This is a genomic window from Roseomonas sp. OT10 (assembly GCF_020991085.1).
Taxonomy (GTDB): domain Bacteria; phylum Pseudomonadota; class Alphaproteobacteria; order Acetobacterales; family Acetobacteraceae; genus Roseomonas; species Roseomonas cutis.
In genome coordinates this window covers 1,433,456-1,458,322 of record NZ_CP087719.1, presented here as the reverse complement: position 1 = coordinate 1,458,322, position 24,867 = coordinate 1,433,456, and the positions used below count along the sequence as shown (strand labels likewise).

Below are 24,867 nucleotides of genomic sequence, written 5' to 3'. Positions count from 1 at the left end.
ATGCTGCACCGCGACAAAGGCTAACCTCTGCAAGGCAAGGTACCCACCGAGATGGACTTCCCGTCCGCGCCGCCCGTGTCGACGGCCTGGCGCTTTGCCCTCGGCACCTTCGGCTACGGTTCCTTCGGAACGCCGGTCGGTGACGCCGTTCCGCCCGGCAGCCTGGTCGTGACCGATCCAGGCTCCTTCACCATCGCCTCCATCGGCGCCAAGCCGACACCGCTTCCCGCGACGACGGGCCGCGTCCTGTCCGGCACCGGCAGCTGGACCACCATGCGCAACATCGCCGTCCACCACGACGACACGGCGCCGCTGACCGTCCGCGGCTTCGTGGAAGCGCATATCCTGGCCACGGCGGCCGACAGCGACATCACCCTGGCCGGCGCCAAGCGGGGCGTGATCGAAACCGGCGACGGCCGCGACCGCGTGGTGGTGGAGGCCTATTCGAACGCCCGTGGCGCCGGCAACAGCTTCCTGGTCGACACGGGTGCCGGCGACGACATCCTGACCTTCCACGGCCAGGCCGGGATGACCGAGGCCTGGCTGTATGGCGGCGCCGGGAACGACATCCTGACCGTTTCCGGCCTTCGGCTCGGCTGGATCGACGCGGGGGACGGCGACGACGAGATCCATGTCACCCTGGACGGGCTGTACCAGATCCATGGTGGCGCCGGCAGCGACGTCCTGGTGCTGTCCCGCACGCTGGGCGAGCTGACGCTGTCCCTCAGCGGCGGCGCCCTGTTCCTGGGCCTCGCCGGCAACAGCGGCGCCGGGCTGCTGCTGGACGGGGTGGAGCACCTGCGGTTCTCCGACGGCGCGGAGATGACGGCCGGCCACCTCATCGCCCTGCTCTCGCCCGCCCCGCCGGCCATGGCGGGCGCCGAGCCGACGAACACCATCACCGGGACGGAGGAGCCGGAGCGGCTGGTCGGCACGGACGGCCACGACCTCTTCCAGGGCGGCGGCGGCGGCGACACGATGGTGGGCGGGCTGGGCGACGACACCTATGTCGTCACGGGCACCGGCGCGTCCAACATGTCGGGCCGCGGCTACGAGACGGTGGTCGAGGACCTCGGCGGCGGCACCGACACGGTGATCTACACCGGCAGGAGCAGCTATACGCTGGCCGACAACGTCGAGAACCTGATCCTGGCCTATGGCGGCAACCGTCCCTCCAGCAGCCACATCGCCTATATCGGCGGCATGGGCGGCGTCTCCGGCTACGGCAACGCCCTGGCCAACATGATCACCGGGGATGAGGGCGACAACACCATCGACGGCAAGGCCGGGAACGATGTCCTGACGGGCGGCGAGGGGAAGGATACCTTCGTCTTCGGGGCGGGCTACGGCAAGGACACCGTCACCGACTTCACGCCGGGCGTCGATCATATCCGGCTGCTGCAGCGGATCGACCCGCTGGCCGCGATCGCCGACACGCCGGCCGGGGCGGTGCTGACGCTGGCCGGCGGCGATACCCTGACCCTGGCCGGGATCACCGCCGCGCAGCTGTCCCTGGGCGACTTCGAGATCCCCGTCGACCTCTCGCAGTACCACCTCTCCTTCTCCGACGAGTTCGACAGCTTCGATCCGCTCCTCGGCAAGGGCGGCGATGGCGGAACCTGGCGCACGCGCACCAGCTCCGGCCTGGGCAACATGGTCGCCTACAATGACGAGCAGTACTTCGTGGATGCGCAGTGGAAGGGGCTGGGGATCGATCCCTTCTCCGCGCAGGACGGGGTGCTGTCGATCACCGCCACCTACCGGCCGGACCTGACCTCCCTGACGGAGGGGCGCGAATACACCTCGGGCGTCATCACCACCCAGGGGACGTTCGCGCAGCAGTACGGCTACTTCGAGGCCCGGGTGAAGATGTCGGAGGGAACAGGCTTCGCGCCCGCCTTCTGGCTCCTGCCGGTCGACGGCGGCTGGCCGCCCGAGATCGACATCATGGAGATCTACACCCGGCTCAACGACAGCGTCCTGCAGATGGGGCAGGTCGTGCAGGGCATCGAATCCACGGATTGGCACACCTACGGCCTGGAATGGACCGCGGAGAAGCTGGTCTGGTACATCGACGGCATCCCGACCTACACCGTGTACGGCCACGGCATCGACGAGCCGATGTACATCATCCTCAGCTACGGCGTCGGCGGCTATGCCGGCTCCCTGCCGGAGGAGGCCGCGGCCGGCTCGGCCGTCGGCACGCTCCAGATCGACTGGGTCCGTGCCTACGAAGCCAACGATCCCGCCGTGCGGGGCCCGGCGGCGACGGTGGCGGACGGCGCGCCGGAGGTGACCTACAGCATCGGCAAGCTGGCGGTGGGCGCCGCCCCGGCCGCGGCCGACGCGTTCCACTACCTGGCCGACACCACGGGGTGGGTGACGCTCTTCGGCGAGGGGATGGCGCTCGCCTCGCTGACCGGCTGGGCCAGCGTCAAGGTCATGAACGACCGGGCCGCCGACAGCTATTCCGCCGTGCTGGACAATCCCTGGGTGGGAATGAACGTCCAGATCGCGGATGACGACGGCGGCACCTACGCCTTCAACGGCTTCGCCATGGCGGAGCTGCACCTGGGCGGCACGGCGGACAGCAGCGTGACCATCGCCCGCGGCCTCTACGGGCTGATCGAGACGGCGGATGGCAACGACACGGTCACCGTCTCCGGCACCACCGCCTGGAAGAGCACGCCGCAGAAGACCTTCACCGTCTCCACCGGTGCCGGCGACGACCGCATCGACGCTTCCGGCTCGGCGATCAGCAACCTGGTGGCGGAGGCGGGCCCGGGCAACGACCGCGTGATCGGTTCCGCCCTGGCGGACCGGATCGCGGGCGGGGACGGCGCCGATACGCTGACGGGCGGCGGCGGCGCGGACATCTTCGTCTTCCGCGGCACCGAGACCGGGCAGGATGTCATCACGGACTTCACGGCCGGGACGGACATGCTGCGGCTGGAGGGCGTGGCCGCGGCCGCCGTCACGCTCACCGCCTCCGGCGACGACACGCTGGTGCAGTTCCTCGGCGCCTCCATCCTGGTGCAGGGCGTGGCCCCGTCCAGCCTGGAGCACAGCTTCGTCTACGCCTGAACGACTCCCCCCCCGGCGGGGGTTCACCCCCCGCCGGACTGCCACCGCCGGATCGCCTCCGACGAGTAGAGCAGCATGAGCACGTTCAGGGTCAGGTTGTCGCGGATCACCGCCAGGGCGAGCAGTTCCAGCCCCAGCCCGACCAGGACCGAGGCCCAGGCGGGCAGCCACGCCGCCAGCGCGAACCCCGCCAGCATCGCCAGGATGTCGGACAGCGAGTTGACGACGCTGTCCCCGAAATAGTCGAGGGAGATGGTGGCCTCGCGGTAGTGGCGGATGACGGCGTTGGTGTTCTCCACGATCTCCCAGGCCGCCTCCACCGCCGTGGCCGCCACGGCGCGCCAGGAGAGCGGCCAGCGCGGCACGAGCCAGCGCAGCGCCGCGTAGAAGAGCAGCCCGTGCACGATGTGCGAGGGCGTGTACCAGTCCGACAGGTGCTGCGAGTTCTCGGCGCTCTGCACCTGCCCGTGCCAGAGCTTGATCGTCCCGCAGCTGCACCAGGGCACCCGCCCCATCGCCAGCTGCACCGCGGCGACCAGCGCCAGGATCGCGAGGATGGCGGCGACGGCCCATGGCCAGCGGGGAGGTCGCGAGGCAGGGGGCACGACGGCGGGCGGCATGGCGCGAGGCTCGGCCAGGCCTCGCCGGAGCGCAAGCCACCCCGGGCCCTGCGCGCCGGCGGACCCTGCCCCCCGCGCCCGCCGCGGTGTCCAGCCCGGCCCGATCCGTCCTAGACTGCCGCCGAAGCCGCCCCAGGGACCAGCCCCGATGCCTCCGCGCCCCAACTCCGCCGCCGCCCGTGACGCGGCCCATGTCCTGCACCCCTATACGGAGCTGCAGGCGCATCGCGAGACCGGCTCCCTGGTCATCGAGCGCGGCCGCGGCGTGTGCGTCGTGGACGAGTTCGGTAAGGAGTACATCGAGAGCGTCGCGGGCCTGTGGTGCGCCTCCCTCGGCTTCGACAACGAGCGGCTTGTGCGGGCGGCCGAGGCGCAGATGCGCAAGCTGCCCTTCTACCACGCCTTCACCGCCAAGACGCACGAGCCGCTGATCGAGCTGTCGGAGATGCTGGTGGCCCGCGCGCCCGTGCCGATGGCGCGCGCCTTCTTCGCCAATTCCGGGTCGGAGGCGAACGACAGCGCGGTCAAGATGATCTGGTACTACAACAACGCGGTCGGCCGGCCGCGGAAGAAGAAGATCATCTCGCGGATGAAGGCGTATCACGGGGTCACCGTCGCCGCCGCCTCGCTGACCGGCCTGCCCGTCAACCACCGGATCTTCGACCTGCCGATCGCGGGCATCCTGCATGCCGGCACGCCGCACCACTACCACGAGGCGCGGCCGGGCGAGAGCGAGGAGGCCTTCGCCACCCGCCTCGCCGAGGAGCTGGAGGCGCTGATCCTGCGCGAGGACCCCGACACGGTGGCGGCGATGTTCGCCGAGCCGGTGATGGGCGCGGGCGGCGTGATCCTGCCCCCTGCCGGCTACTTCCCGAAGATCCAGGCGGTGCTGCGCAAGTACGACATCCTGCTGGTCGCCGACGAGGTGATCTGCGGCTTCGGCCGCACCGGCGCCTACTGGGGCAGCCAGACCTTCGGGATGGAGCCGGACATCCTGACCTGCGCCAAGGCGCTCTCCGCCTCCTTCCTGCCGATCTCGGGCGTGCTGGTGACGGAACGGATCTTCGACGGGCTGGCGCAGGGCAGCGCCGAGGTCGGCACCTGGGGCCACGGCTTCACCTATTCCGGTCACCCCGTCGCCGCCGCCGTCGCGGTCGAGACCCTGAAGATCTACGACGAACTCGACATCGTCGGCCATGCCCGCACGGTCGGGGCCTGCATGCAGGCCGGGCTGCGCCGGCGCTTCGCCGACCATCCGCTGGTGGGCGAGGTGCGCGGCACCGGCCTGATCGCGGGGGTGGAGCTGGTCGCGGACCGCCATGCCCGGCGCAACTTCGACCCGAAGCTGAAGGTCGGCGCGCGGCTGGTGCAGCTGGGCCACGAGCACGGCGTGATCCTGCGCGCCATGACCAACGACAGCATCGGCTTCGCCCCCCCGCTGATCATCACCGAGGCGGAGGTGGACGAGATGCTGGACCGCTTCGGCCGCGCGCTGGACGCCCTGGCCGTCCAGCTGCGCCGGGAGAGCCTCGCAGTCGTCTGATGCCGCTGCCCTGGCGCGCGCCCGCCTTCCCGCTGGCGGTCGGCGCGGCGGTCGCGCCGACGATCGCCGTCCTGCAATCCAAGGCCATGGCGCCGTTGGCGGTACTGGTCCTGGCGCTGTCCATCCTCGCGCACCGGCGCGCCGTGGGACACTGGCCACGGCTCCGGGGGGGGGGCGCCGGGGCGGCCACGCTGGCCGGCCTCGCCCTCTGCGGCTGGGCGGCGCTGTCCGCCGCCTGGGCGCTGGAGCCCGCGCGGGCGCTCGCCACCGCCGGGCAGGTCGCGGCCCTGCTGCTGCTCGGCGCGGCCGCCGCGCGCGCGATGGCCGAGGCACCGCCGCCGCCCTGGCTCGGCCGCTGCGTCTTCTGGGGCGTGCTGGCCGGGCTGGCGGCGGGGATGGCCGATCTGCTGACCGGCCAGGCGTTGCGGATGGGCGTGCGCGGCCTCAGCGAGGCGCCCGCCGGGCTGGAGTTCGGGCTGAAGCCGGCTGCCTCGGTCGCCGCGCTGCTGCTGCCGCTGCTGCTGCTGGCGCCGCTCTCCCGCGCCTCACGGGCCGCGGGGGTGGTGGCCGGCGCGGCCGCCCTGCTGCTCCTGCCGGGCGACACGGCCAAGCTCTCCGGCCTGCTGGGGGTGCTGGTGGCGCTGGGTGCGATGCGGCTGCCGCGCCTCGCCAGGCATCTCGCCGCGGCCGGCCTCGCGGCCCTGCTGCTGCTCGGCCCGGTGCTCAGCGCGCTGCTGATCCGGCCGGAGGTCGCGGCGCGGCTGCCCTATTCCGGCGTGCACCGCCTGCTGGTCTGGGACTTCGCCCTGGGCCGGGCGGCGGAGCGGCCCTGGCTCGGCTGGGGCATGGAATCCAGCCGCGCCCTGCCCGGCGGGCGCCAGCCCCCGTCGCCGGCGGCGGTGGCACGGCTGGAGGTGACGCGGCCGGACTTCCTGGATGGCCTGGCACGGCCGGGCACGGAATCCCTACCCCTGCACCCCCATAACGGCCCGATCCAGATACGGCTGGAGCTGGGCCGGATCGGGCTGGTCCTGGCGGCGGGCTTCGCGGCGCTGCTGGCGCTGGCCGTGCCGTCGGCCGGGCTGGGGGTGATCGCCGCCGGGCTCCTGACCTTCCTCCTCTCCTTCGGCACCTGGCAGCCCTGGTGGCTCGCCAGCCAGGCCCTGGCCGCGGCGCTGACGGCCGGACTCGCTCGGCGCCCGTGACGGCATGCGTGACGGCGCCCGTGGGGCTGACGGTCCGCCACAGCCCGCTCACCGGGCTGCTGCAGATCGGCTTCCGGCTGGAGACACCGGCCGCGCCGGGCACCCTGGGGGGCGAGTTCCGCGCCCTCGGCGCGAGCCCGTCCGGCGTCGCGCCGGCCAATGCCACGCTGGAGTTGGTCCGGCATGCGCCCGGCTGGCTGCGGGTGGAAGCGACGGCGATGCTGCCGCCGCATCTGCCGATCGACACGCTGCGCCTGCTGCTGACCCGGGACGGCGCCCCGTTCCTCTCCGTCGCCCCCTCCCCCGCCCTTCGCGAGGAGTCGGCGCCGGCGACGCTGGAGCCGGCGCAGGGCGGCGTGCGCGCCACCGCCTGGGCCATGCCGGGGGTACGGCCGGGGCTGCGCGTGGACAATCGGACGGAAGCCCTGCACCGCCTGGCATCGGGACTCTGGCACACGCTGCTGCCGGCGCCGCCGCACCGGCTGGCAGTGACGACGCCGGGCGATCCGGGGCTGGTGACCAACCCGCTGGAGGGCTGGCTCTCCCCCACGCCGCACGATCCGCGGCTGGACGCGCTGCGTGGCCGCCATGCCGGGGAGACGGCCTGGCTGGTCGGCAACGGCCCGTCCGTGCGGATGGAGGATCTGGAGGCCCTGCGCGGCCGGCTCTGCTTCGGCTTCAACCGGCTTCACCTCGCCTATGACCGCAGCGGCTTCCGCCCCACCCACACGGTCAGCGGCGACCCGCAGATGATCCGGGACTTCGGCGCCCGCATCGCGGCCGAGGCGGGCGGCACGGTCTTCCTGGCCGCGCCGGAGCGGCCCGACCTGCCCGGCGACTGGATCTGGCTGCGGCAGGAGGCGGTCTGGCCGCCGCTCTTCTCGCTCGATCCGCGCCGGGTGGTGGGGGCGGGCGGCTCCTCGCTCTTCGTGGCCATGCAGCTCGGCTGGTGGATGGGCGTGCGGCGCTTCCTGCTCTACGGCGTGGACTTCGCCTTCGCCGATGCCGCGCCGGGCGCGGACGGGCTGGCCCGCGGCGACGGCAACCACTTCATCCCCGGCTACCGGGATGGGCGCCCCTGGGTGCCGCCCTCCTGGCGCGATATCTGCGCCGCCTTCCTCCTCGCCCGGCGGCTCGCGGAGTCGGAGGGCGGCTGGCTGCGCAACGCGACCCGGGGCGGGCGGCTGGACTGGCTGCCGCGGGAGGATTTCGCCGTGGCCGTGCAAAGCCATGCGGCACCCGGGCGAGATTTCCGGCACATTTGATTTTGGAAACGACCGCAAAGGCAGCCCGCCATGGACGATCCGTCGGAAAGCACGCTAGAGTTGCGCATGGACCAGGCCTGGACAACCATCGATGCCGCGGACGACCTTCGTCTCGGCGAGGTCATGCCAGCCTGGTTCGCGGGCCGGATGATGGCCGATGACTGGCCCTTCGCCCTGCTCCTCTCGACCGGCCAGGCCATGCTGATCCGGCGGATCGACTCCATCCATGTCTCCCACAGCGGGCAGGTGCTGCTGGACGTGAACATGGCCACGGAGCTGAGCGGCCTGTTCCCGGCGGGCAAGGTGCTGGTCGCGCCGACCGGCCGGACCCGCGCCACCGTGAACCTGTCCCATGTCGTCGCCGCCTTCGAGGTCGAGGACGGGCCCGACGCCGAGGAGTGAGGCCCGACGCGGGGCTGCCCGCCCGGAGGCTCGCACCCGGGTAGGCCGGCCTCAGAACAGGCTTTCGAACTCCACCAGCGGAAAGGCATCGAGCCTGGTCCCCGGCGTGGCGTTCAGGACGCTGACACCGCGCGCCGCCGCCCAGGCCCGGACATAGGCGTAGCAGGCCTCCGACCAGGCAGTGCGCGGCGGGACGAAGACGCGGTTGGCGGTATAGGCCCCGGTGAAGTGCGTCGGCCCCAGGGCCGCGCTGCCGTCCCAGAGGTCGGCGACCAGGCGGGGATGCCGCGCCAGCGCCTCGGGCGGCATGACCGCGGTCGGGTTGGGCGGCTCCGTCCCCAGCCCGATTCGTGCGATCGGATAGGAATGGTCCACCCCGATCAGCACCACCGGGTTGCAGCCCAGCAGCACGGCCGCCTGGATCAGCGGGATGGTGACGGTGAAGCTGTTGAACAGCAGCGTGGGCGTGTCGGAGGCCTGCGGGAAGGACAGCAGCGCGTCGCCCGCCGGCAGCTCCGCCGGCATCGGCACGGGACACAGGTTCGGCAGGCGCAGGAAGCCGAGATACTCGAAGGGCACGAGCTTCACCGCCGGATCGTCGGCCAGCCCCGCCTCGTACTCGTCGCGGTACATCTCGATCTGCAACCGATCGGAGATGCCCCAGTAGGGGAAGGCGAAGCCCCAGTCGCCATAGCCCAGGAAGCTGCGGTTCGCGCCCAGCAGCACCTCGCCGCGCAACCGTTCCATCGGCAGCCGGCGCAGGCTGGGCCCGTTGCCGACGACGAAGGCGCGGCGCCCGGCATGCCGGCCACGCAGCCCGTCGGGCAGGAGCGGGATCTCCGCCGTCAGCACGGCCTCGTGCCCCTGGAAGGTGAAGCGCCGGACGCCGAGGGCGTGCATCACCCGCACCGCCGGGAAGCGGTCGTTCCAGGCCGGCTGCGTCTCCCCGGGCCGGAAGCGCAGCGGCAGGGCGGCCGGCTCGGCCAGCACCAGCCCCGCCTCGGCCACGTGGCCCAGCAGCGGACGCAGGCGCAGCGCCTCCGGATGGTCGGGCGCCGGCGGCAGCACCGCGTGACGCAGCCCGTGCCGCCGGGCGAGCCCGGCCAGGAACGGCGCATCCGCCGCATCGCCCAGCAGCAGCGGTGGCACGCCTCCCACCGGGGTCTCGTGCAGCCAGGCCTCGGCGAGATCCGCATCGGCGGCGTTGACGTGAACGAGCCTCACGCCGCGGGTCCCGGTGCCGGCGGCAGGATCGCATCCAGCGCGGCATAGGGTGCCGGCGCCAGCGCGGTGGCCGGCACGGCGCCCGCCAGCAGCGCCCGCACCGTCCCGCGCGGCCAGGGCCCCTGATCGTGCGGCACCGCCACGGCCACGCCCCGCGCCGCGGCGGCGAGGCTGGCGGGCGAGCCGGTGCCCGGCGGCCCGAGATCCAGCACGCCGCGCAGCATCCCCGGCGGCAGCGCCAGCAGCGCCGCCGGCCAGGCCAGCGGCACATCGGCCGGCAGGCGCAGCCGGTCGCGCAGCGCCGCCTCCGGCTCCAGCGGCGGCGCATCGACCACCACCAGCGGCCTCGCATCCCCGCCGGCCATCTCCTCCAGCATGCCCGCCAGGTCGCCCGGCCCGGCTTCCGTCGCATCGAAGGCCAGCCACGGCCCCGCCCCCGGCGGCGCGGGCAGGTCCGGCAGCGTCAGCGCGGCCAGCACGCCCGGCCCGTCCGCGCCCAGCGGCAAGGCCCCCGCCGGGCCGTGCCAGCCGCCTTCCGCCGGACGCCGCAGCACGGGCCCCAACCCCGGCTCCGCGCGCAGTCGATCCAGCAGCGCCGCCAGGGCGTCGGCGCCCGGATGCAGGTCGTTCAGCAGCAGCACCCCGTCCGCCAGCGCCCGCCAGTCCTCCAGGCGTTCCAGGAACCCCTGGGGGTTGCCGTGCAGCAGAAGGAGCAGCGGGGCCCGGCGGCGCAGCTCCGCCAGCACGGCCCGGTCCGCCGCCCCGCGAAGATGCTCCAGCGGACCCACGCCACCGATCGTCGCCAGCGTCACCGGCCGCGCCGCGTCGGACAGCAGCCCGTCCGGCAGCAGGGCCAGGCTCGTCCCCCAGCGATCGCCGTTCCGCCCGCGCGGCCGCAGCGGCACCTCCACCGCATGCGCCAGGGCATCGCCGCGCCGGAACTCCACGCGCAGCACCTCGCCGGTCGCAGCGGGGTCGCGCGCCTGCAACACGAAGCCGCCATAGGCATCGCCGTATTCGCGATGGCGCGCGTGCAGCCCGCCCTGCAGGCGGTCGGGCAGGGTCTCGCCCAGCAGCCGGTCGCCCAGCAGCACCCGCACCGCGGTCACGCGCGGACGGGACAGCACCCAGCCTTCCAGCTCGACCACGCCGTAGGCGTCGCGCTCGGCGCGCTCGATCCCGGCGCGCAGCGGAAGCGCCGCCGGGTCCTCGCCGGCATCCGCATCCTCCCCGCCGGGCTCCGGCCCGGGGGTCGGCAGGCCCGGCGGGGCGGGCGGCAGGTCGAGCGGCACGCGCCGCACCGCCACCCCATCGCGGCCATAGCCGACCAGCGTCACGGCCCCCGCCGCCTCCAGCAGCCAGGCGGCGTCGCGTTCCGCATGGATGGCGAAGCCCGCGCATGGCGCCGCAGGGGTCGAGGGGCGCGACAGGCCGTGCTGGCACCAGAGCACCCGCGGGCCGGCCAGGGCTTCGAGCGCCAGCAGCGGCGGGTTCGCCATCGCCCAGCCGGTGACCACCGCCCCCTCGGGTTCGCGCCGCCCCTGCACGCCGCCGGACTGCCAGCCGGCGGGCGGCTCGTCGCCCCCGACCAGCGCGGCCTGCACGGAACACCGGGTCGCGGCGCGGCCGAGCGCCTGTCCCGCGCCGTCCAGCGCCAGCGCCTCGACCAGCAGGCTGTCGCCCTCGGGCAGATGGTGGCGGACCAGCGCGAAGCCGGACGGCGCATCCGGCCCGGGCCGTGCCTCGCCGAGGGGGCGGCCATCCGCCCACAGCTGGACCCGCCCGCCCGGCGGCAGCACGGCGCGGCCGCGCAGCTCCAGCATCGCGCCGGGATGCAGCCGTGGCGGCAGCAGCCGGAGACCGGCCCGGGCGTCCGCCGCCCGCTCCGGCCGGGGCAGCGGCGGCAACGCCCCGGGTGGCGGCGCGGCGAGGAAGCGCTCCAGGCTGGCCAGCGCCGCCCGGCCGCAACGTTCCACCGAGCCGACCGATTCGACCGCCGCCGGCAGATGCGCCCAGTCCTCCGGCGGGCTCGCCGCCACGCGCAGCACCGCCTCGCGCAGCGCCGCGACGTCACCCGGCGGCACGGCCACCAGCGCATCGCCGCAGACCTCGCGCAGCACCGGCAGGTCGTAGCAGACGCAGGGCGTGCCGGCGGCCAGCGCCTCGATCGGGGGAAGGCCGTAGCCCTCGAAGCGCGAGGGATAGAGCAGCAGCCGCGCCCGCTTCAGCTCGACGAACTTCCGCGTCTCGCCCGCCAGCGGATGCACCTCCACCTCGATGCCGTGACGACGCGCCACCGGCACCAGCGTGTCGCGCCAGGCCGGGTCCAGCTCCGGGCTGCCGACGATCAGCGAGAGCGTCCAGCCGCGCAGCGCCTCGCACAGCACGGCCGGGATGTCGGCGGCGCCCTTGTGCGGGTCGCGCGGCCGCACGAAGGCGAGGATGCGCCGCTCGCGGTACTGCGGCGCCACACGCGCCAGGGCGTCGAGGTTGATCGGCTGGTGCCAGTGGTCGTGCAGGATGCGCGGGTCGCCGAACCAGTCGCGCGCATGCCGCTCCGACTCGCGGGAGTTGCTGAGGACCAGCAGCCCGGTCGCCGCCGCCTCCTCCGCCAGCAGGCGCCACTCGGCCCAGCCCGCCTCGTCCCGCCGCACGGGCGAGAGCGCGTTGAACCAGTTCGGCGTCTCGAAGTTGAACAGGGCCAGCCGCGCCCCGCGCCGCCGCGCGAAGCCACGCGCCCCGACATAGACGGCGCGATCGCGAGAGCTGGTCGGGATCAGCAGCACCAGGTCGAAGCGTCCGGGCGGCAGGCCCTGGTGGAAGTCGGGGGTCAGGTAGGTCTCCACCCGCCCCGGCCGGCCGAAGCGCCGCAGCGCGGCGTGGAACACCGGCAGGTGGTTCGTGACGAAGCAGACCGAGGCCCCGGCCCGCGCCAGGCATTGCGCGAGCACGGTGGCGGCGAGCCGGCCGCCGCCGTAGTTCCCGGGCGCGTTGGTGACGAACACGGCGACCCGCATCAGCCGATCGCCATCCCGGCGCCGGCCAGCCGCCCCAGCAGGGCCGCGCATCCCGGCGGCGCCCCGCCGGGCAGCGACAGCGCGGCGCAGCCGGCGTGCAGCGCCAGGGCCAGCAGCGCCGCCGCGGCCGGGCGCGGCGGGCCGGGCGACAGGAGGGGCAGCACCCCCGCGTCGAAGCCCAGCGCGGGCGCGGCGGGGCGCGTCCAGAAGCGCGGATCGGCCGCGTCGAACAGCGTCGCCGCCTCGCCCCGGCGCGGGTCGTACGGCGTGGCCAGCACCACCGCCCGGGGCTGCGCGTCCCCCGCCAGGAACAGCCCTTCGGCGCGCAGCACCGCCGCGCGGCCGGCCCAGGCGCCGCGCAGCGCCGCGAGACGCCGGGCATCCTCGGCGCTGGCCGATGGCAGCAGCGGCAGCGCCTCCAGCCCCCAGCCCTCCACCGCCACGGCCAGCGCGCGCGCCTCCTCGCCCGCGCCGCCGACGAGCAGCCGGCCGATCCCCAGCGCCGCGGGCCGGCCCAGCCCCTCGCCCAGCCGGAACATCCGGCCGGGGCCGCAAAGCCCGGCGAAGGCGATGGCGGGCGCCGTTCCCTCCAGCCCGTCGAGCAGCAGCCCGGTCGGCCGGCCATCCGCCAGCCGGGCGGTCAGCAGGCACCGGAACAGCGCGTGGTCCAGCGAGCCCGCCTCCGGGCGCAGCGCAGGGGAGAGGCCGAGCGCGGTCGCCACGCACCCCGCCGGGGCGCCGGGCCCCGCTACGACGGTCGCCGCGCCGGGGCAGAGCTGCCGCAGGGCGAGCCGCGCCGCCTCATCCGGCAGCACCGCCACCGCGTCGTCCAGCACCGCGCGCATCCGGGCGAGCAGCCGGTGGCGCGGCGGGCCGGGGAAGACCCGGCGTGGCGCGTTCGCCACGGCGCGGGCCAGCACCACGGCCCGGGGGAGGCCCGGCGGCGCGCCCAGGCGGGAGAGCAGGCGCGGCGTCTCCGCCACCAGCCGCACCGGCCGGCCGAGCTCCGCGAGCAGCCTGGCCAGGGCCGCTTCCAGCGCGGGGTCCGGGCCGGGCTGGTCCCAGTCGGCGGCATCCCCCATCGGCTCCCGGGCGGGACGCAGCCAGGCGAGCAGGTCGAAGGGAGCCGGCGGCTCCACGGCCCGGCCCAGGCGAAGGGCTTCCGGCGAACCGGGGGCGGGGCAGAGCAGCAGCCACGGTATCGCGCCGGCGCGCCGCACCAGCCCGGCCAGGTCCCGCAGGATCTCCCAGGCCGGGCCCGCCGTGGCCGTGGCGGCGAAGAGCACGCCGCGTTCCGGCGCCTCGCGCAGCCGCTCCGTCGTCCGGGCGTCGCGCGCCACCACCGCCTCCACGCCCTCGTCCGACGGCACGGCACCGGGGGACGGGGCCACCGGGGAGCCGGCGGCGGGGGATACGGCCTGGGTCTGGGTCACGGCGGGTCCGCCGCAGCTTCCCCCCGGTGCCGGGCGGATGGCAACCGGCCCCCGGCTTGCCGGCCCTCCGCCGCCGCGCGCATCCTGTCCGGCAGAAGGATCGGCAGTGTGTGGTGATGCGCGTCCTCGCCATGATTCCCGCCCGCCTGGGCAGCCAGCGCCTGCGGCAGAAGAACCTGCAGACGCTGCGCGGGGCGCCGCTGATCGCGCATGCCGTGCGCAAGTGCCTGGCGGCCGGCGTCTTCGACGAGGTCTGGGTGAATTCGGAGGCGCCCGAGATCGGGACCGTCGCCGAGGCGGAGGGGGCCCGCTTCCACCGGCGCCCGCTCCCGCTGGCAGACGATGCCGCGACGTCGGAGCAGTTCGTCGCCGAGTTCCTGGAGCGGCACGAATGCGATGCGGTGGTGCAGGTGCATTCGATCGCGCCGCTGCTGACGGTGGCCGAGCTTCGCGGCTTCGTCGCCCGGCTGCATGCGGCGGAGTGCGACGTGCTGCTCAGCGTCACCCGCGACCCGCTCGAGCACCTGTATCGCGGCCAGCCGGTGAACTTCACCTTCGCCGAGAAGACCAACAGCCAGGATCTGGAGCCGGTGGAGCGCATCGCCTGGTCCGTCACCGGCTGGCGGCGCGACACCTACCTCGAGGCGTGCCGCAACGGCCGCTGCGCCACCTATGCCGGGCGGATCGCCACCTGGCCGGTGGGGCGGCTGGCGGGGCACGTCATCAAGACGGCCGAGGACCTCGCCATGGCCGAGGCGCTGTGGGAGGTGGCGCATGGCTGGGCGAAGCCCGGCTGAGGGCGCGCCCCGTCAACGCGCCGGGCGGCGCTCCGTCGCGAAGAGGGCGAGGGCGGCGAGGACCAGCAGGGCGCTGCCCCCCATGGCCAGCCGCCAGCCGCCGTGATGGTAGGCCAGCGGCGCCAGCGCCGAGCCGGCCGCGCCGCAGAGGAAGAGCAGCGTCATGTAGGCGGCGTTCAGCCGCCCCCGGGCCTCCGCCGAGAGGCCGTAGATCGCCCGCTGGGAGACGATGTGGTTCGCCTGCGTCGCCGCATCCAGCAGGATGGCCGTGACCGCGAGCACCGCCATCGCCCCGGCCGCAGCCGACCACCCCGCCGCCAGCAGCGACAGGATCGCCGTCAGCATGGCCAGGCCCGTCAGGGCCCGCGTCAGGCCGCGATCGGCCAGCCGGCCGATCAGCGGGGCGGCGAGCGCACCCCCCGCCCCGGCCAGGGCGAAGAGGGCGATGCCCTTCTGCGTCAGCCCGAAGCGGTCGTGCAGCATCAGCGGCGCCGCGGTCCAGAACAGGTTGAACACCGCGAAGAGCGCGCCCTGGTAGGCGGCGCGCCGGCGCAGCAACGGCTCCTCCACCACCAGCGCCAGGGTGGAGGTCAGGATGCCGCCATAGTGCCGCGTCGACTGCGGCCGCCGCTGCGCCAGCCGGCGCCACAGCAGCAGCATGATCCCCAGCATCAGCACGGCGGAGACCCAGAAGATCGCGCGCCAGCCGAACTGCGAGGCCAGGAAGCTGGCGGCTGGCCGCGCCAGCATGATGCCGGCGATCAGCCCGCCCATGACGTTGCCGATGACGCGGCCGCGCCGGGACTCGGGCGTCAGGTGCGCCGCCAGCGGCACGAGGATCTGCGCGCCGACGGAGCAGAAGCCGGCCAGGAAGGAGCCGAGCAGGAAGGTCGCGGCGGAGGTGCTGGTGGCGACCAGCAGCAGCCCGGCGACCACCCCGGCGGTGGTCAGCAGGATCAGCCGGCGGTTCTCGACCAGGTCGGCGAGCGAGACCAGCAGGAACAGCCCGGCGCCGTAGCCGACCTGCGTCAGGGTGACGACCAGCCCGGCCGCGCTCTCGTGGAGGTGCAGATCGGGGGCGATCAGCCCGATCAGCGACTGGGCGTAGTAGATGTTGGCGACCATCGCGCCGCAGGAGACGGCGAAGATCGCCACGGTCGCGGCATCGAGCCCGGGCGCCCCGATCGGCGCGGCGTCTGGGGGTGGGGCGTCGCCGGGTGCGGAAGGCATGGCGCGATTGTCCGGGGCAGGCCCCGCTCCCGGCAAGGCCGCCCCGGGCATGGCTGGGTGGCGCGCCGGCGCCTGGCCGCCCGGGTCAGGTCGTCAGGCAGGCCGCGTTCAGCAGCCCCGCGCCGATGGCGATCGCCGCCTTCAGGATGGCGCCCGCCACCTCGCCGCGCTGCTCCATCGCCGCGCGCCAGTCCGGCAGCAGCCGGGTCGCGAGGAAGAAGACGGCGAGCTGGGCCAGCAGGGCGACGATGCTCCAGACCAGGGCGTCCAGCAGCCCGGCGGAATGGGAGATGGCCGAGCCGATCGGCAGCGCGAAGCCCAGCACCGCCCCGCCCAGCTTGATGGCCGCCCCCGTGTTGCCGGCACGGATCAGCGCCAGCTCCTCATGCGGCGTGATGCGCATGTAGAGCGCGACCGCCGACGCCAGCAGCGCCAGGCCGGTGACGAAATGCGCCAGGAAGGCGGGCAGCGCGGCGAGGCTGGTCATGCGGGGCGCGGCTCCTCATGCGGGGTGAAGGCGTGCGGCACGAAGCGGCTGGTGTCGCGCGTCAAGGGCGTGGCGTCCTCGCGGATTCCCAGACCGCAGGGGCGCCCCGCGACGACCCAGCTTCCCAGGACCGGGTAGCGCCCACCGAAGCGGGGCAGCTCCGCCCATTCCTGCCAGAGCACAGGCTGGTCGCCATAGGGCCCGGGCGTCCGCTGCCCGCCCGGGGCGAGGAGGTTGGCGCCCTCCCGGCCCCAGAAGGGCTTGCCGATTTCGGGGCGGCCCGTGCGGCCGGGCTCGCGGAAGGCGGGGAGGAGGTTGGGATGGCCCGGGAACATCTCCCAGAGCAGGGCGAGGAAGCCCTTGCCGGCCGGGATCATGCGCCAGGGCGGCTCGATCCAGCGGGTCCGCTCCGCGGCCGTCGCGTCCTGGCGCAGCATCCGGGCGAAGCGCTCGCGCAGCAGCCAGTCCCAGGGGTAGAGCTTGAAGACGGCGTCGATCGGACGCTCCTCCCGGTCGCGGAAGCGGCCCCTGCCCCAGCCGATCTCCCCCACGGCCAGGAAGGGCGCCTCCAGCCCAGCCTGCAGGGCGGTGTCGCGCAGGTAGTCCACCGTGCCGCGATCCTCCGCCGAAGCCGCGACGCAGGCGAAGTGCACGCGCCCCGGCAGGTCCATGGCGGGCCAGGCGGCGATCAGCGCCTCGTGGATTCCGTTGAACTGGTCCAGCCCGGGATCGGTGCAGCGCAGCCATTCCCACTGCACCACCGAGGCCTCGAACAGCGCGGTCGGGGTGTCGGCATTGTACTCCAGCAGCTTCGGGGGGCCGCTGCCGTCCCAGCGCAGGTCCATGCGGCCGTAGAGGCTGGGCTCGCCGGCTCGCCACGACGCCTTGGCCAAGGCCCAGTCCGCCTCGCCGATGCCCAGGATCTCGCGGCGGTTCCACCGCACCGCGTGGTCCACGGCAAGGCGGCTGATCCGCTCCAGCTCCGCCGTCGCGTCGTCCAGCGCGTCCACCTCCGCCGCGGTGAAGCGGTAGGAAGCGGTCTCGTCCCAGTAGGGCTCGCCCTCGATCTCGGCGAAGGCGAAGCCCAGCGCCGCCGCGCGCTCGCGCCGGTCCGGCCGGGGGGTCTCTGCGACGCGCCGCATCGGCGCTCAGCCGCCGGAGGAGAAATGCGCCGCGCTGGCGCCGAAGCCACCGCGCTCGCTGCCGCTCCAGTGGCTGGAGGAACCGCTGGCGTGATAGGCGGAGGCACCCGAGCCGCCGCTGCCTGAGGCGTCCTCCCCCGCGCAGATGCGATCGGCGTCCTTCGCGTTCTCCGCCCGCGCCGCCTCGCACCGCGCCTTCTGGTCGTCGCAGGCGCTGGCGGCGAGGAGTATCCCGCCGCCGACCAGCACCAGCCGCAGTTGCCGCGCCCGGCGCATGGGAGCCGGGCCGACGGGACGGCGCGGCGCGGGGTCCGGCGTCGGGCGCACGGGATCAGAAGAAGGTGCGGATCGCGCCGACCACGTTCCAGTGCTCGTCCACCAGCATCACCACCTGCCACTTGTCGAAGGTGGTGCAGGGGTGGCCGAGCCCCAGCGAGACGAGGTCGCCCACCGCCACCCGCCCGTCATCGGGGCCCAGCAGGTAGCCATGCTGGTCGTTCGTCCCCCCGATCTTCCAGAAGGGCCCGATGGCGCGCGGCGCCACATCCTCGCCCGGGCGGAAGATGCGCAGCGGCACGGGATTGCCCGCATCGGTGGAGATGTCGCGCTTGCCGCAGGTGAGGATGGCCCGCCCCGGCTCCGGCACGGACTGGACCATGGCCCAGACCTCCATCGCCGCCTCCAGGTCGCCGGGCGGGAAGTCCAGCGCCGCCTCGTCCCGCATGCGGCGGTAGTTGGCCGCGTAGCCCAGGCTGTCATGCGTCAGGTAGCAGCCGGAGCGCAGCACCTGCCGCACCGGCCGGCCCATGTCCCCGGAGGCCGCGGCCAGACGCGGGCCGATGCGGTCGAAGAAGGCGGTGCCGCCGGCGGTCAGCAGCACCTCCTCCAGCCCGAACAGCCCCGCCGCCGCCACGGCGCGGGCGATGCCGGTCAGCCCGTCGAGGAAGGCGTCCACCGCCGCCGGGTCGGGCAGCAGCCCCTCGAAGGCCTCCACCCCGGCGAGCGCCAGGCCCGGCGCGGCGGCGACGGCGCGGGCGACGGCCAGCGCCGTCGCCTTGTCGCGCGCGCCGGTGCGGCCGCCGGGGATGCCGACCTCCAGCAGCACGCGCAGCGGCCGGTCGGGGCGGTGACAGGCCGCGCCCTCGGCCAGCGCGGCGACGACGGCCAGGCTGTCGGCCAGGACGTAGAGCTCCATCCCGCCCTGGAGCGCCTCGAAGCAGGCATCCACCGCCAGCCGCCCGACCGGCTGGTTGGCCCAGATCACGCGCGGCACGGCGAAGCGGCGCGCGACCTGCAACTGCTGCATCGTCGCGACGGTGATGCCCCAGGCGCCCTGTTCGAGCTGCAGCTCCCAGAGCTGCGGCGCCATGGTGGTCTTGCCGTGCGGGCAGAGGTCGAGCCCGTTGCGCCGCGCGAACTCCTGCATCCAGGCGGCGTTGCGGCGCAGGACCTCCACGCGGATCGCCGCCGCCGGCATGGGCAGGTCGCCGCGCAGCAGGTTCCAGCCCTGCTCGCCCACCTCGCGCAGGGTCAGCCGCGCGCCGGGCGGGATGCCCTTCACCAGCGCATCCAGCGGGAGGTCGGCCAGCAGCGGGTCGCGGGGCAGCAGCGCGGCGGGAAGCGCCGTCGCCGGGGTGGTGGGCCGGTCCATGCGGCGGATTCTGCCATGCCGCCCGACCGACGGCGAGGTCTCGAGTCGAATTCCGGGCGCTCGCGGCGTTTTTCATGCCGCTTCAACCTTGTAGGTTGTTCTCTTCACACTCTATGCAAGCGATGCAACGGCCAGGACCGGCGACGGCATGATGGCGGGTTCCCATGTGGCGCTGGGCGCCGCGGCCTGGCTGGCCGCCGCCCCCCGCCTGGGCCTGCCGGCGGTCGAGGCCACGCCGCTGGGCCTCGCGGTGCTCGGCGCCCTGCTGCCGGACATCGACCATCCGAAATCCTGGGTCGGCAAGCGGGTGAAGCCCGTCTCGACCATCATCGGCGCGGTGTTCGGCCACCGCGGCATCACCCACTCGCTGCTCGCCGTCGTCGCCTGCGCCGTGCTGCTGGCGCGCGACGGGCTGCCGCATGCCGTCGTCGCGCCGGTGGTCGTGGGCTACCTGTCGCACCTCGCCGCCGACCTGCTGACGCCCGGCGGGCTACGCCTCGCCTGGCCCCTGCGCGGGACCTATGCGCTGCCGCTCTGCCGCACCGGCTCTCCCTTCGAGCCGCTGGTGGTCGCGCTGATCCTCGCCTGGGCCGGCTGCGGCACCTTCGGCACGCCCGATCCCCGTGCCGCCTGGAACAGCGTGCGCCGGGCGGAGGGGCTCTGCCGGCTGTGGCAGGGCTGCGCCACCCAGGCGCACAGGCCCGGCGAGCCGGCCCCCCGCCGCGTCGCCGCGACCCGCGAGCCGGCGCCGCCCCCGCCCGCCCGGCGGCGCGAGGGGGCCGGATAGCCCCTCCGGGCCGGGACGCCCGGCACCGCGCGGCAGCCGGTTCCATCCCGCCGCAGGCCGCGCGCGATGGCCGGCACGGGCGAAGGCCGCCTTCCCCGGCGCTGCGGCTCAGCCGGCGATGTGCACGCCCCCGTTCACGTGCAGCACCTGCCCGGTGACGTAGCCAGCCGCCGGCGAGGCGAGGTAGGCCACGGCGGCGGCGACGTCCTCCGGCTCGCCCAGGCGCCCCAGCGGGATCGTCTGCGCCATCGCCTGGAAGCGTGCCGGGTCCATCGCCGCGTGCCGGTCAGCATCCTTGCGGGTGAAGCCCGGCGCCACCGCGTTCACCGTGACCCGTTCCGGCGCCAGCTCGATGGCCAGCGCCTTGACCATCGCCTCCACCGCCGCCTTGGCCGCGGCGCTGGCGGGGAAGAGCGTCAGCTCCGGCCGGAAGGCGTGCGAGACGAAGGAGCCGATGGCGACGATGCGCGGATCGCGCCCGTGCTTCAGCAGGGGCAGCGCGGCGCGGGCCAGGTCGAAGAAGGCGGTCTGGATGGTGGCGACGGAGCGTGCATAGGCCTCCGGCGTCAGCTCCGCGAAAGGCGTGCGGTCGGCGAAGCCCGCGTTGCTGACCAGCACGTCCAGACCGCCGTAGCGGGCCCGCGCGGCTTCCACCAGCGCGGCGGCGGTGCCCGGGACCGTCAGGTCGCCCAGGACCACGACCGCCTCCGCCCCCTTCGCGACGAGCGACTCGGCCACGCGCGCCGCGCCCGCCGCGTTGCTGCGCGCATGGACCACGAAGCCCGTGCCCGGCGCCGCGAGCGCCCGGCAGATCGCCGCGCCGATGCCGCTGCCCGAGCCGGTGACCAGGATGCTCCTCGGCCGCGCCGTCAGTCCGCTCTCCATGCCCCGCTCTCCCCGCTGCCTCCGCTGGATGCCGCTCCCGCGGCGGCCCGGCAAGCGCGCCGGATGACGGTGAAGACATGATCATCGCGGAGCCGTGTCTGGACCCTCCGCCGGGCTGGGCGTCCCCTCGGTGACCGGTTACCGAAGGGATCGTTCATGCCTCCTCCCCCGCCCCGGATCACGCGCCGACGTCTGCTCGCCGCCACGGCCCTGGCGGGCGTGGCGCTGCCGGCGGCGGCGGAGGTGGTACGCGGGGCCCTTCCCTGGCGCCCGGGGGAGGCCTATCCCCCCATCGCCGTGCGCCCGGACGGCAACTGGGTGTTCTTCACGCCCGAGGAGGCCGCAACGGTCGAGGCGGTGGTGGACCGGCTGATCCCGGCGGACGATCTCGGCCCGGGCGGCAAGGCGGCGGGCTGCGCCGTCTTCATCGACCGCCAGCTCGCCGGCCCCTATGGCAGCGCCGCCTGGTGGTACATGCAGGGCCCCTTCCCCAGCGACCCGCTGCCCACCCAGGGCTTCCAGAGCCCCGATCCGCCGGCCGTGCACTGGCGCAAGGGGCTGGCCGCGCTGGCCCAGTACTGCCGCGCCACCTTCGGCAACCGGGGCTTCGCGCAGCTTCCGCGGGCCGACCAGGACAAGGTGCTGACGGCGCTGGAGAAGGGCGAGGCGCAGTTGCCCGGCGTACCGGCCAGGCCCTTCTTCGAGCAGATGCTGTCGAACACCATGGAGGGCTACTTCGCCGACCCGATCTACGGCGGCAACCGAGACATGGCGGGCTGGAAGCTCGTCGGCTTCCCGGGCACGCGCTACGACTACCGCGACGTGCTGGAGAAGCCGGGCCAGCCCTATACGCTGCCGCCGGTCGGCATCATGGGACGGCCCGCCTGGAACGGGGGGCAGGGCTGATGCCGCGCCTTCCGAAACGCGACGTGGTGGTGGTCGGGCTGGGCTGGACCGGCTCGATCCTCTCCTACGAGCTGGCGCGCGCCGGGCTCGACGTGGTGGCGATCGAGCGCGGGCCATGGCGCGACACCGCCTCGGACTTCCATCCCGCGACCGCGGCGGACGAGCTGCGCTACGGCATCCGGCACGAGCTGTTCCTGCGCCCGGCGCAGGAATCCATCACCGCGCGCAACCTGCCCAGCCAGCGGGCGCTGCCGATCCGCACCTGGGGCAGCTTCCTGCCGGGCAACGGCGTCGGCGGCGCGGGGGTGCACTGGAACGGGCACACCTGGCGCTTCCTGCCGACGGACTTCAACTGCCGCAGCCACAATGTCGAGCGCTACGGCGAGGGCTTCCTGCCGGAGAACAGCACCATCCAGGACTGGCCCGTCACCTATGACGAGATGGAGCCCTACTACGACCGCTTCGAGCATATCTGCGGAATCTCGGGCAAGGCGGGCAACATCAAGGGGGTGATCCAGGAGGGGGGCAACCCCTTCGAGGGCTGGCGCTCGCGCGAATACCCGACGCCGCCGCTGAAGATGAACCGGGCGCAGCAGCTCTTCGAGGGGGCGGCGAAGTCGCTCGGGCTGCACCCCTTCCCGCTGCCCGCGGCGAACATCTCCGTGCCCTATACCAACCCCTATGGCGTGCGGATGGCGCCCTGCACCTATTGCGGCTTCTGCGAGCGCTTCGGCTGCGCCAACTACTCCAAGTCCAGCCCGCAGACCTGCGTCCTGCCGGTGCTGATGCGCCAGCCCGGCTTCGAGGCGCGCACCAACTGCGAGGTCACGATGGTGAACCGCACCCCGGACGGCAGGACGGCGACGGGCGTGACCTATGTGGACCAGCAGGGGGTGGAGTGGGAGCAGCCGGCGGAGATCGTCCTGCTCTGCGCCTATGCCCTGTTCAACGTGCGGCTGCTGCTGCTGTCGAAGATCGGCCAGCCCTACGATCCCGCCAGCGGCGAGGGCGTGGTCGGGCGCAACTACTGCTACCAGACCAATGCCGGCTGCAACGTCATCTTCGAGAACGAGCGGATGAACCCCTTCGCCGGCGCCGGCTCGCTGGGGATGATGGCGGACGACTACAATGGCGACGTCTTCGACCACGGGCCTCACGGCTTCATCGGCGGCGCCAACCTGAACTGCACCACCACCAACGGCCGCCCCATCACCAACCGCCCCACCCCGCCCGGAACGCCGCGCTGGGGCAGCGCCTGGAAGAAGGCGACGGCCGAGACCTACAACCGGGTGCTCAACGTCGGCTCGCAGGGCAGCTCCTATGCCTATCGCGACTGCTTCCTGGACCTCGACCCAACCTACAAGGACCCGCTCGGCCGGCCGCTGCTGCGCATGACCTTCGACTACAAGCCGAACGAGCTGAAGATGTCGCGCTTCATCGTGGACCGGCTGGCCGAGATCGCGAAGGCGATGAACCCGCAGCACGTCATCCGCAACGACCGCTCCGCCCCCTGGTCGGTGGTGCCCTACCAGACGACGCACAACACGGGCGGCGCGGTGATGGGCAACGACCCGAAGACCAGCGTGGTCAACCGCTACCTCCAGCACTGGGACGTGCCGAACCTCTTCGTCGTCGGCGCCTGCAACTTCCCGCAGAACGCCGGCTACAACCCCACCGGCACGGTCGGCGCGCTGGCCTACTGGCTGGTGGACGCGATCCGCGACCGCTACCTGAAATCCCCCAACCAGCCGCTGGTGCCGGCATGAGGGCGCGGCTGCTGCTGGCCGGCGCCGTCGCGGCGCTGGGCCTCGCGCTGTCCGCCGACCAGGGGCGGGCGGCGCCGGACGACTACGTGCAGGTCGAGCGCGGCCGCTACCTGGCGACGGTGGGCGACTGCATCGCCTGCCACACCGGCCCGGCGGGGCAATATGCCGGTGGGCGGGCGATCGAGACGCCCTTCGGCGACATCTACGCCGCCAACCTGACGCCCGACAACGACACGGGCATCGGGCTGTGGAGCGCCGAGGACTTCCGCCGCGCCATGCATGAGGGGCGCGGGCGCCACGGCACGCGGCTCTACCCGGCCTTCCCCTACCCATACTACACGCGGGTGACGCGGGAGGACACGGATGCGATCTACGCCTTCCTCCGCACCCTGGAGCCGGTGCGCAACCCGGTGGACCGCAGCGCCCTGCCCTTCCCGCTCGACATCCGCCTCGCCATGCTGGGCTGGAACACGCTGTTCTTCACCCCGGAGGAGTTCCGCCCCGACCCACAGCGATCGGCCGAATACAACCGCGGCGCCTATCTGGTGGAGGGGCTGGGCCATTGCGGCGCCTGCCACACGCCGAAGAATTTCCTCGGCGCCGACAGCGGCGGCCAGGCCCTGGCGGGCGGCGAGCTGCAGGGCTGGTACGCGCCCGCCCTCACGAACGACGCGCGCACGGGGCTGGGGCGGTGGAGCATCGACGACATCGTCGCCTATCTGCGCGACGGCCGGAACGCCCACAGCACGGCCAGCGGCCCGATGGCGGAGGTGGTGGGCTTCTCCACCAGCCTGATGCGGGAGGACGACCTGCGCGCCATGGCCGTCTACCTGAAGGAGCGGCCGGACCAGCCCGCGGCGGCGCCGCCGCCCGCCCCGGACCCCGCGCGGATGCGCGTCGGCGAGGCGCTCTACGTCGACAACTGCATCGCGTGCCACCGTCGCGATGGAACCGGGGTGGAGCAGATGATACCTCGCCTGGCCGGCAGCGCGGTCGTGCAGCAGGGCGGCCCCGAGACGCTGTTGCGCGTGGTGCTCCAGGGGGTGCGCGGCGTGGCGACCAAGGCCGCGCCGACCGCGCCGGCCATGCCGGCGTTCGGCTGGCGACTCAACGATGCCCAGGTCGCGGATCTCGTCACCTATCTCCGCTCCGCCTGGGGCAATGCCGCGCCCGCGGTCACCCCTGACCAAGCCCGGCAGATGCGGCAGCGACTGCAGACGCCCGGCTAAGGCGGTCCGCCGCGCAGCGGGATGGGGGTCCGGCTGAAGGCCGGGCGCCTGCCCGGTGTGCATCGCCCGATCGTTGCTGCCCTATCGCGCGAGCAAGGAGCGGATACCCGCGGCAGGCGACAAGACATTCCATCTGGAGTTGCGGATTCTTCTGGATAAACCCAACAAGTTCAGTACATAAGATGTAATGCAAT

20 protein-coding genes are annotated in these 24,867 nt (G+C 74.1%); 10 read left to right on the top strand and 10 right to left on the bottom strand.

Annotated features, from left to right (window positions below):
• Positions 1 to 51: 51 nt before the first annotated feature.
• Complete coding sequence (locus LPC08_RS06715) at positions 52 to 3,084, top strand: family 16 glycosylhydrolase (protein WP_230451940.1); 3,033 nt, start codon at positions 52 to 54, stop codon at positions 3,082 to 3,084.
• A gap of 23 nt (positions 3,085 to 3,107) precedes the next feature.
• Here the strand turns inward: LPC08_RS06715 and LPC08_RS06710 are convergent, their stop codons facing one another.
• Positions 3,108 to 3,704 carry a DUF2585 family protein gene (locus tag LPC08_RS06710; RefSeq protein WP_230451939.1) on the bottom strand — a complete coding sequence of 199 codons (597 nt, stop codon included), beginning with the start codon at positions 3,702 to 3,704 and terminating at the stop codon, positions 3,108 to 3,110.
• A gap of 148 nt (positions 3,705 to 3,852) precedes the next feature.
• Here LPC08_RS06710 and LPC08_RS06705 point away from each other — a divergent pair, with 148 nt between their 5' ends.
• Genes LPC08_RS06705 through LPC08_RS06690 form a run of 4 tightly spaced genes read left to right on the top strand, consistent with a single transcriptional unit; the run spans position 3,853 to position 8,119 of the window.
• Positions 3,853 to 5,247: an aspartate aminotransferase family protein gene (locus LPC08_RS06705; RefSeq protein ID WP_230451938.1), complete on the top strand. Its 1,395-nt coding sequence runs from the start codon at positions 3,853 to 3,855 to the stop codon at positions 5,245 to 5,247.
• Entirely contained in the window at positions 5,247 to 6,452 is a 1,206-nt protein-coding gene (locus LPC08_RS06700) for an O-antigen ligase family protein (RefSeq protein ID WP_230451937.1), read from the top strand. The genes LPC08_RS06705 and LPC08_RS06700 overlap by 1 nt, the downstream gene beginning before the upstream one ends.
• An 8-nt stretch (positions 6,453 to 6,460) precedes the next feature.
• Positions 6,461 to 7,717 (top strand): hypothetical protein, encoded by a 1,257-nt coding sequence (locus tag LPC08_RS06695; RefSeq protein WP_230451936.1) that lies wholly within the window; start codon positions 6,461 to 6,463, stop codon positions 7,715 to 7,717.
• Between the two features lie 30 nt (positions 7,718 to 7,747).
• The gene (locus tag LPC08_RS06690; RefSeq protein WP_230451935.1) at positions 7,748 to 8,119 is read left to right on the top strand and encodes a hypothetical protein; all 372 of its coding nucleotides are present in this window, start codon (positions 7,748 to 7,750) and stop codon (positions 8,117 to 8,119) included.
• 51 nt (positions 8,120 to 8,170) lie between these two features.
• On the opposite strand, the gene LPC08_RS06685 is transcribed toward LPC08_RS06690, so the two are convergent.
• From LPC08_RS06685 to LPC08_RS06675, 3 genes are read right to left on the bottom strand one after another with little or no spacing between them, the layout of a single operon-like run.
• The gene (locus LPC08_RS06685) at positions 8,171 to 9,343 is read right to left on the bottom strand and encodes a hypothetical protein (RefSeq protein WP_230451934.1); all 1,173 of its coding nucleotides are present in this window, start codon (positions 9,341 to 9,343) and stop codon (positions 8,171 to 8,173) included.
• On the bottom strand, positions 9,340 to 12,360 hold the full coding sequence (locus LPC08_RS06680) for a glycosyltransferase (RefSeq protein ID WP_230451933.1): 3,021 nt from the start codon (positions 12,358 to 12,360) through the stop codon (positions 9,340 to 9,342). The genes LPC08_RS06685 and LPC08_RS06680 overlap by 4 nt, the downstream gene beginning before the upstream one ends.
• On the bottom strand, positions 12,360 to 13,793 hold the full coding sequence (locus LPC08_RS06675) for a hypothetical protein (RefSeq protein ID WP_230451932.1): 1,434 nt from the start codon (positions 13,791 to 13,793) through the stop codon (positions 12,360 to 12,362). Before LPC08_RS06675 ends, LPC08_RS06680 begins: the two co-directional genes overlap by 1 nt.
• A gap of 116 nt (positions 13,794 to 13,909) precedes the next feature.
• On the opposite strand from LPC08_RS06675, the gene LPC08_RS06670 reads away from it, so the two are divergent.
• Positions 13,910 to 14,590, top strand: a complete 681-nt coding sequence (locus LPC08_RS06670) for an acylneuraminate cytidylyltransferase family protein (protein ID WP_230451931.1) — start codon at positions 13,910 to 13,912, stop codon at positions 14,588 to 14,590.
• 12 nt (positions 14,591 to 14,602) lie between these two features.
• Here LPC08_RS06670 and LPC08_RS06665 read toward each other — a convergent pair whose 3' ends face one another.
• The 5 genes from LPC08_RS06665 to LPC08_RS06645 form a co-directional block, all read right to left on the bottom strand.
• Entirely contained in the window at positions 14,603 to 15,820 is a 1,218-nt protein-coding gene (locus LPC08_RS06665; protein ID WP_230451930.1) for an MFS transporter, read from the bottom strand.
• A gap of 85 nt (positions 15,821 to 15,905) precedes the next feature.
• Positions 15,906 to 16,307, bottom strand: coding sequence for a DUF350 domain-containing protein (locus LPC08_RS06660; RefSeq protein ID WP_230451929.1), 402 nt, complete (start codon positions 16,305 to 16,307; stop codon positions 15,906 to 15,908).
• Positions 16,304 to 17,449, bottom strand: coding sequence for a glutathionylspermidine synthase family protein (locus LPC08_RS06655; RefSeq protein ID WP_230451928.1), 1,146 nt, complete (start codon positions 17,447 to 17,449; stop codon positions 16,304 to 16,306). The genes LPC08_RS06660 and LPC08_RS06655 overlap by 4 nt, the downstream gene beginning before the upstream one ends.
• 6 nt (positions 17,450 to 17,455) lie before the next feature.
• Complete coding sequence (locus LPC08_RS06650; RefSeq protein ID WP_230451927.1) at positions 17,456 to 17,725, bottom strand: hypothetical protein; 270 nt, start codon at positions 17,723 to 17,725, stop codon at positions 17,456 to 17,458.
• A gap of 55 nt (positions 17,726 to 17,780) precedes the next feature.
• Positions 17,781 to 19,100, bottom strand: coding sequence for an alanine racemase (locus LPC08_RS06645; RefSeq protein WP_230451926.1), 1,320 nt, complete (start codon positions 19,098 to 19,100; stop codon positions 17,781 to 17,783).
• Positions 19,101 to 19,248: 148 nt separating this feature from the next.
• On the opposite strand from LPC08_RS06645, the gene LPC08_RS06640 reads away from it, so the two are divergent.
• Positions 19,249 to 19,887 (top strand): metal-dependent hydrolase, encoded by a 639-nt coding sequence (locus LPC08_RS06640; RefSeq protein ID WP_230451925.1) that lies wholly within the window; start codon positions 19,249 to 19,251, stop codon positions 19,885 to 19,887.
• A gap of 108 nt (positions 19,888 to 19,995) precedes the next feature.
• Here LPC08_RS06640 and LPC08_RS06635 read toward each other — a convergent pair whose 3' ends face one another.
• Positions 19,996 to 20,772 carry an SDR family NAD(P)-dependent oxidoreductase gene (locus LPC08_RS06635; protein WP_230451924.1) on the bottom strand — a complete coding sequence of 259 codons (777 nt, stop codon included), beginning with the start codon at positions 20,770 to 20,772 and terminating at the stop codon, positions 19,996 to 19,998.
• Between the two features lie 156 nt (positions 20,773 to 20,928).
• Here LPC08_RS06635 and LPC08_RS06630 point away from each other — a divergent pair, with 156 nt between their 5' ends.
• From LPC08_RS06630 to LPC08_RS06620, 3 genes are read left to right on the top strand one after another with little or no spacing between them, the layout of a single operon-like run.
• Complete coding sequence (locus LPC08_RS06630; RefSeq protein WP_230451923.1) at positions 20,929 to 21,678, top strand: gluconate 2-dehydrogenase subunit 3 family protein; 750 nt, start codon at positions 20,929 to 20,931, stop codon at positions 21,676 to 21,678.
• Complete coding sequence (locus LPC08_RS06625) at positions 21,678 to 23,444, top strand: GMC family oxidoreductase (RefSeq protein ID WP_230451922.1); 1,767 nt, start codon at positions 21,678 to 21,680, stop codon at positions 23,442 to 23,444. Before LPC08_RS06630 ends, LPC08_RS06625 begins: the two co-directional genes overlap by 1 nt.
• Positions 23,441 to 24,673: a c-type cytochrome gene (locus tag LPC08_RS06620; RefSeq protein WP_230451921.1), complete on the top strand. Its 1,233-nt coding sequence runs from the start codon at positions 23,441 to 23,443 to the stop codon at positions 24,671 to 24,673. Before LPC08_RS06625 ends, LPC08_RS06620 begins: the two co-directional genes overlap by 4 nt.
• Positions 24,674 to 24,867: the final 194 nt, after the last annotated feature.

Coding starts and splice junctions, on each gene's coding strand:
- LPC08_RS06715 (WP_230451940.1), top strand. CDS start 52: ATGGACTTCCCGTCCGCGCCGCCCGTGTCGACGGCCTGGCGCTTTGCC.
- LPC08_RS06710 (WP_230451939.1), bottom strand. CDS start 3,704: ATGCCGCCCGCCGTCGTGCCCCCTGCCTCGCGACCTCCCCGCTGGCCA.
- LPC08_RS06705 (WP_230451938.1), top strand. CDS start 3,853: ATGCCTCCGCGCCCCAACTCCGCCGCCGCCCGTGACGCGGCCCATGTC.
- LPC08_RS06700 (WP_230451937.1), top strand. CDS start 5,247: ATGCCGCTGCCCTGGCGCGCGCCCGCCTTCCCGCTGGCGGTCGGCGCG.
- LPC08_RS06690 (WP_230451935.1), top strand. CDS start 7,748: ATGGACGATCCGTCGGAAAGCACGCTAGAGTTGCGCATGGACCAGGCC.
- LPC08_RS06680 (WP_230451933.1), bottom strand. CDS start 12,360: ATGCGGGTCGCCGTGTTCGTCACCAACGCGCCCGGGAACTACGGCGGC.
- LPC08_RS06670 (WP_230451931.1), top strand. CDS start 13,910: ATGCGCGTCCTCGCCATGATTCCCGCCCGCCTGGGCAGCCAGCGCCTG.
- LPC08_RS06665 (WP_230451930.1), bottom strand. CDS start 15,820: ATGCCTTCCGCACCCGGCGACGCCCCACCCCCAGACGCCGCGCCGATC.
- LPC08_RS06660 (WP_230451929.1), bottom strand. CDS start 16,307: ATGACCAGCCTCGCCGCGCTGCCCGCCTTCCTGGCGCATTTCGTCACC.
- LPC08_RS06655 (WP_230451928.1), bottom strand. CDS start 17,449: ATGCGGCGCGTCGCAGAGACCCCCCGGCCGGACCGGCGCGAGCGCGCG.
- LPC08_RS06650 (WP_230451927.1), bottom strand. CDS start 17,725: ATGCGCCGGGCGCGGCAACTGCGGCTGGTGCTGGTCGGCGGCGGGATA.
- LPC08_RS06645 (WP_230451926.1), bottom strand. CDS start 19,100: ATGGACCGGCCCACCACCCCGGCGACGGCGCTTCCCGCCGCGCTGCTG.
- LPC08_RS06640 (WP_230451925.1), top strand. CDS start 19,249: ATGATGGCGGGTTCCCATGTGGCGCTGGGCGCCGCGGCCTGGCTGGCC.
- LPC08_RS06635 (WP_230451924.1), bottom strand. CDS start 20,772: ATGGAGAGCGGACTGACGGCGCGGCCGAGGAGCATCCTGGTCACCGGC.
- LPC08_RS06630 (WP_230451923.1), top strand. CDS start 20,929: ATGCCTCCTCCCCCGCCCCGGATCACGCGCCGACGTCTGCTCGCCGCC.
- LPC08_RS06625 (WP_230451922.1), top strand. CDS start 21,678: ATGCCGCGCCTTCCGAAACGCGACGTGGTGGTGGTCGGGCTGGGCTGG.
- LPC08_RS06620 (WP_230451921.1), top strand. CDS start 23,441: ATGAGGGCGCGGCTGCTGCTGGCCGGCGCCGTCGCGGCGCTGGGCCTC.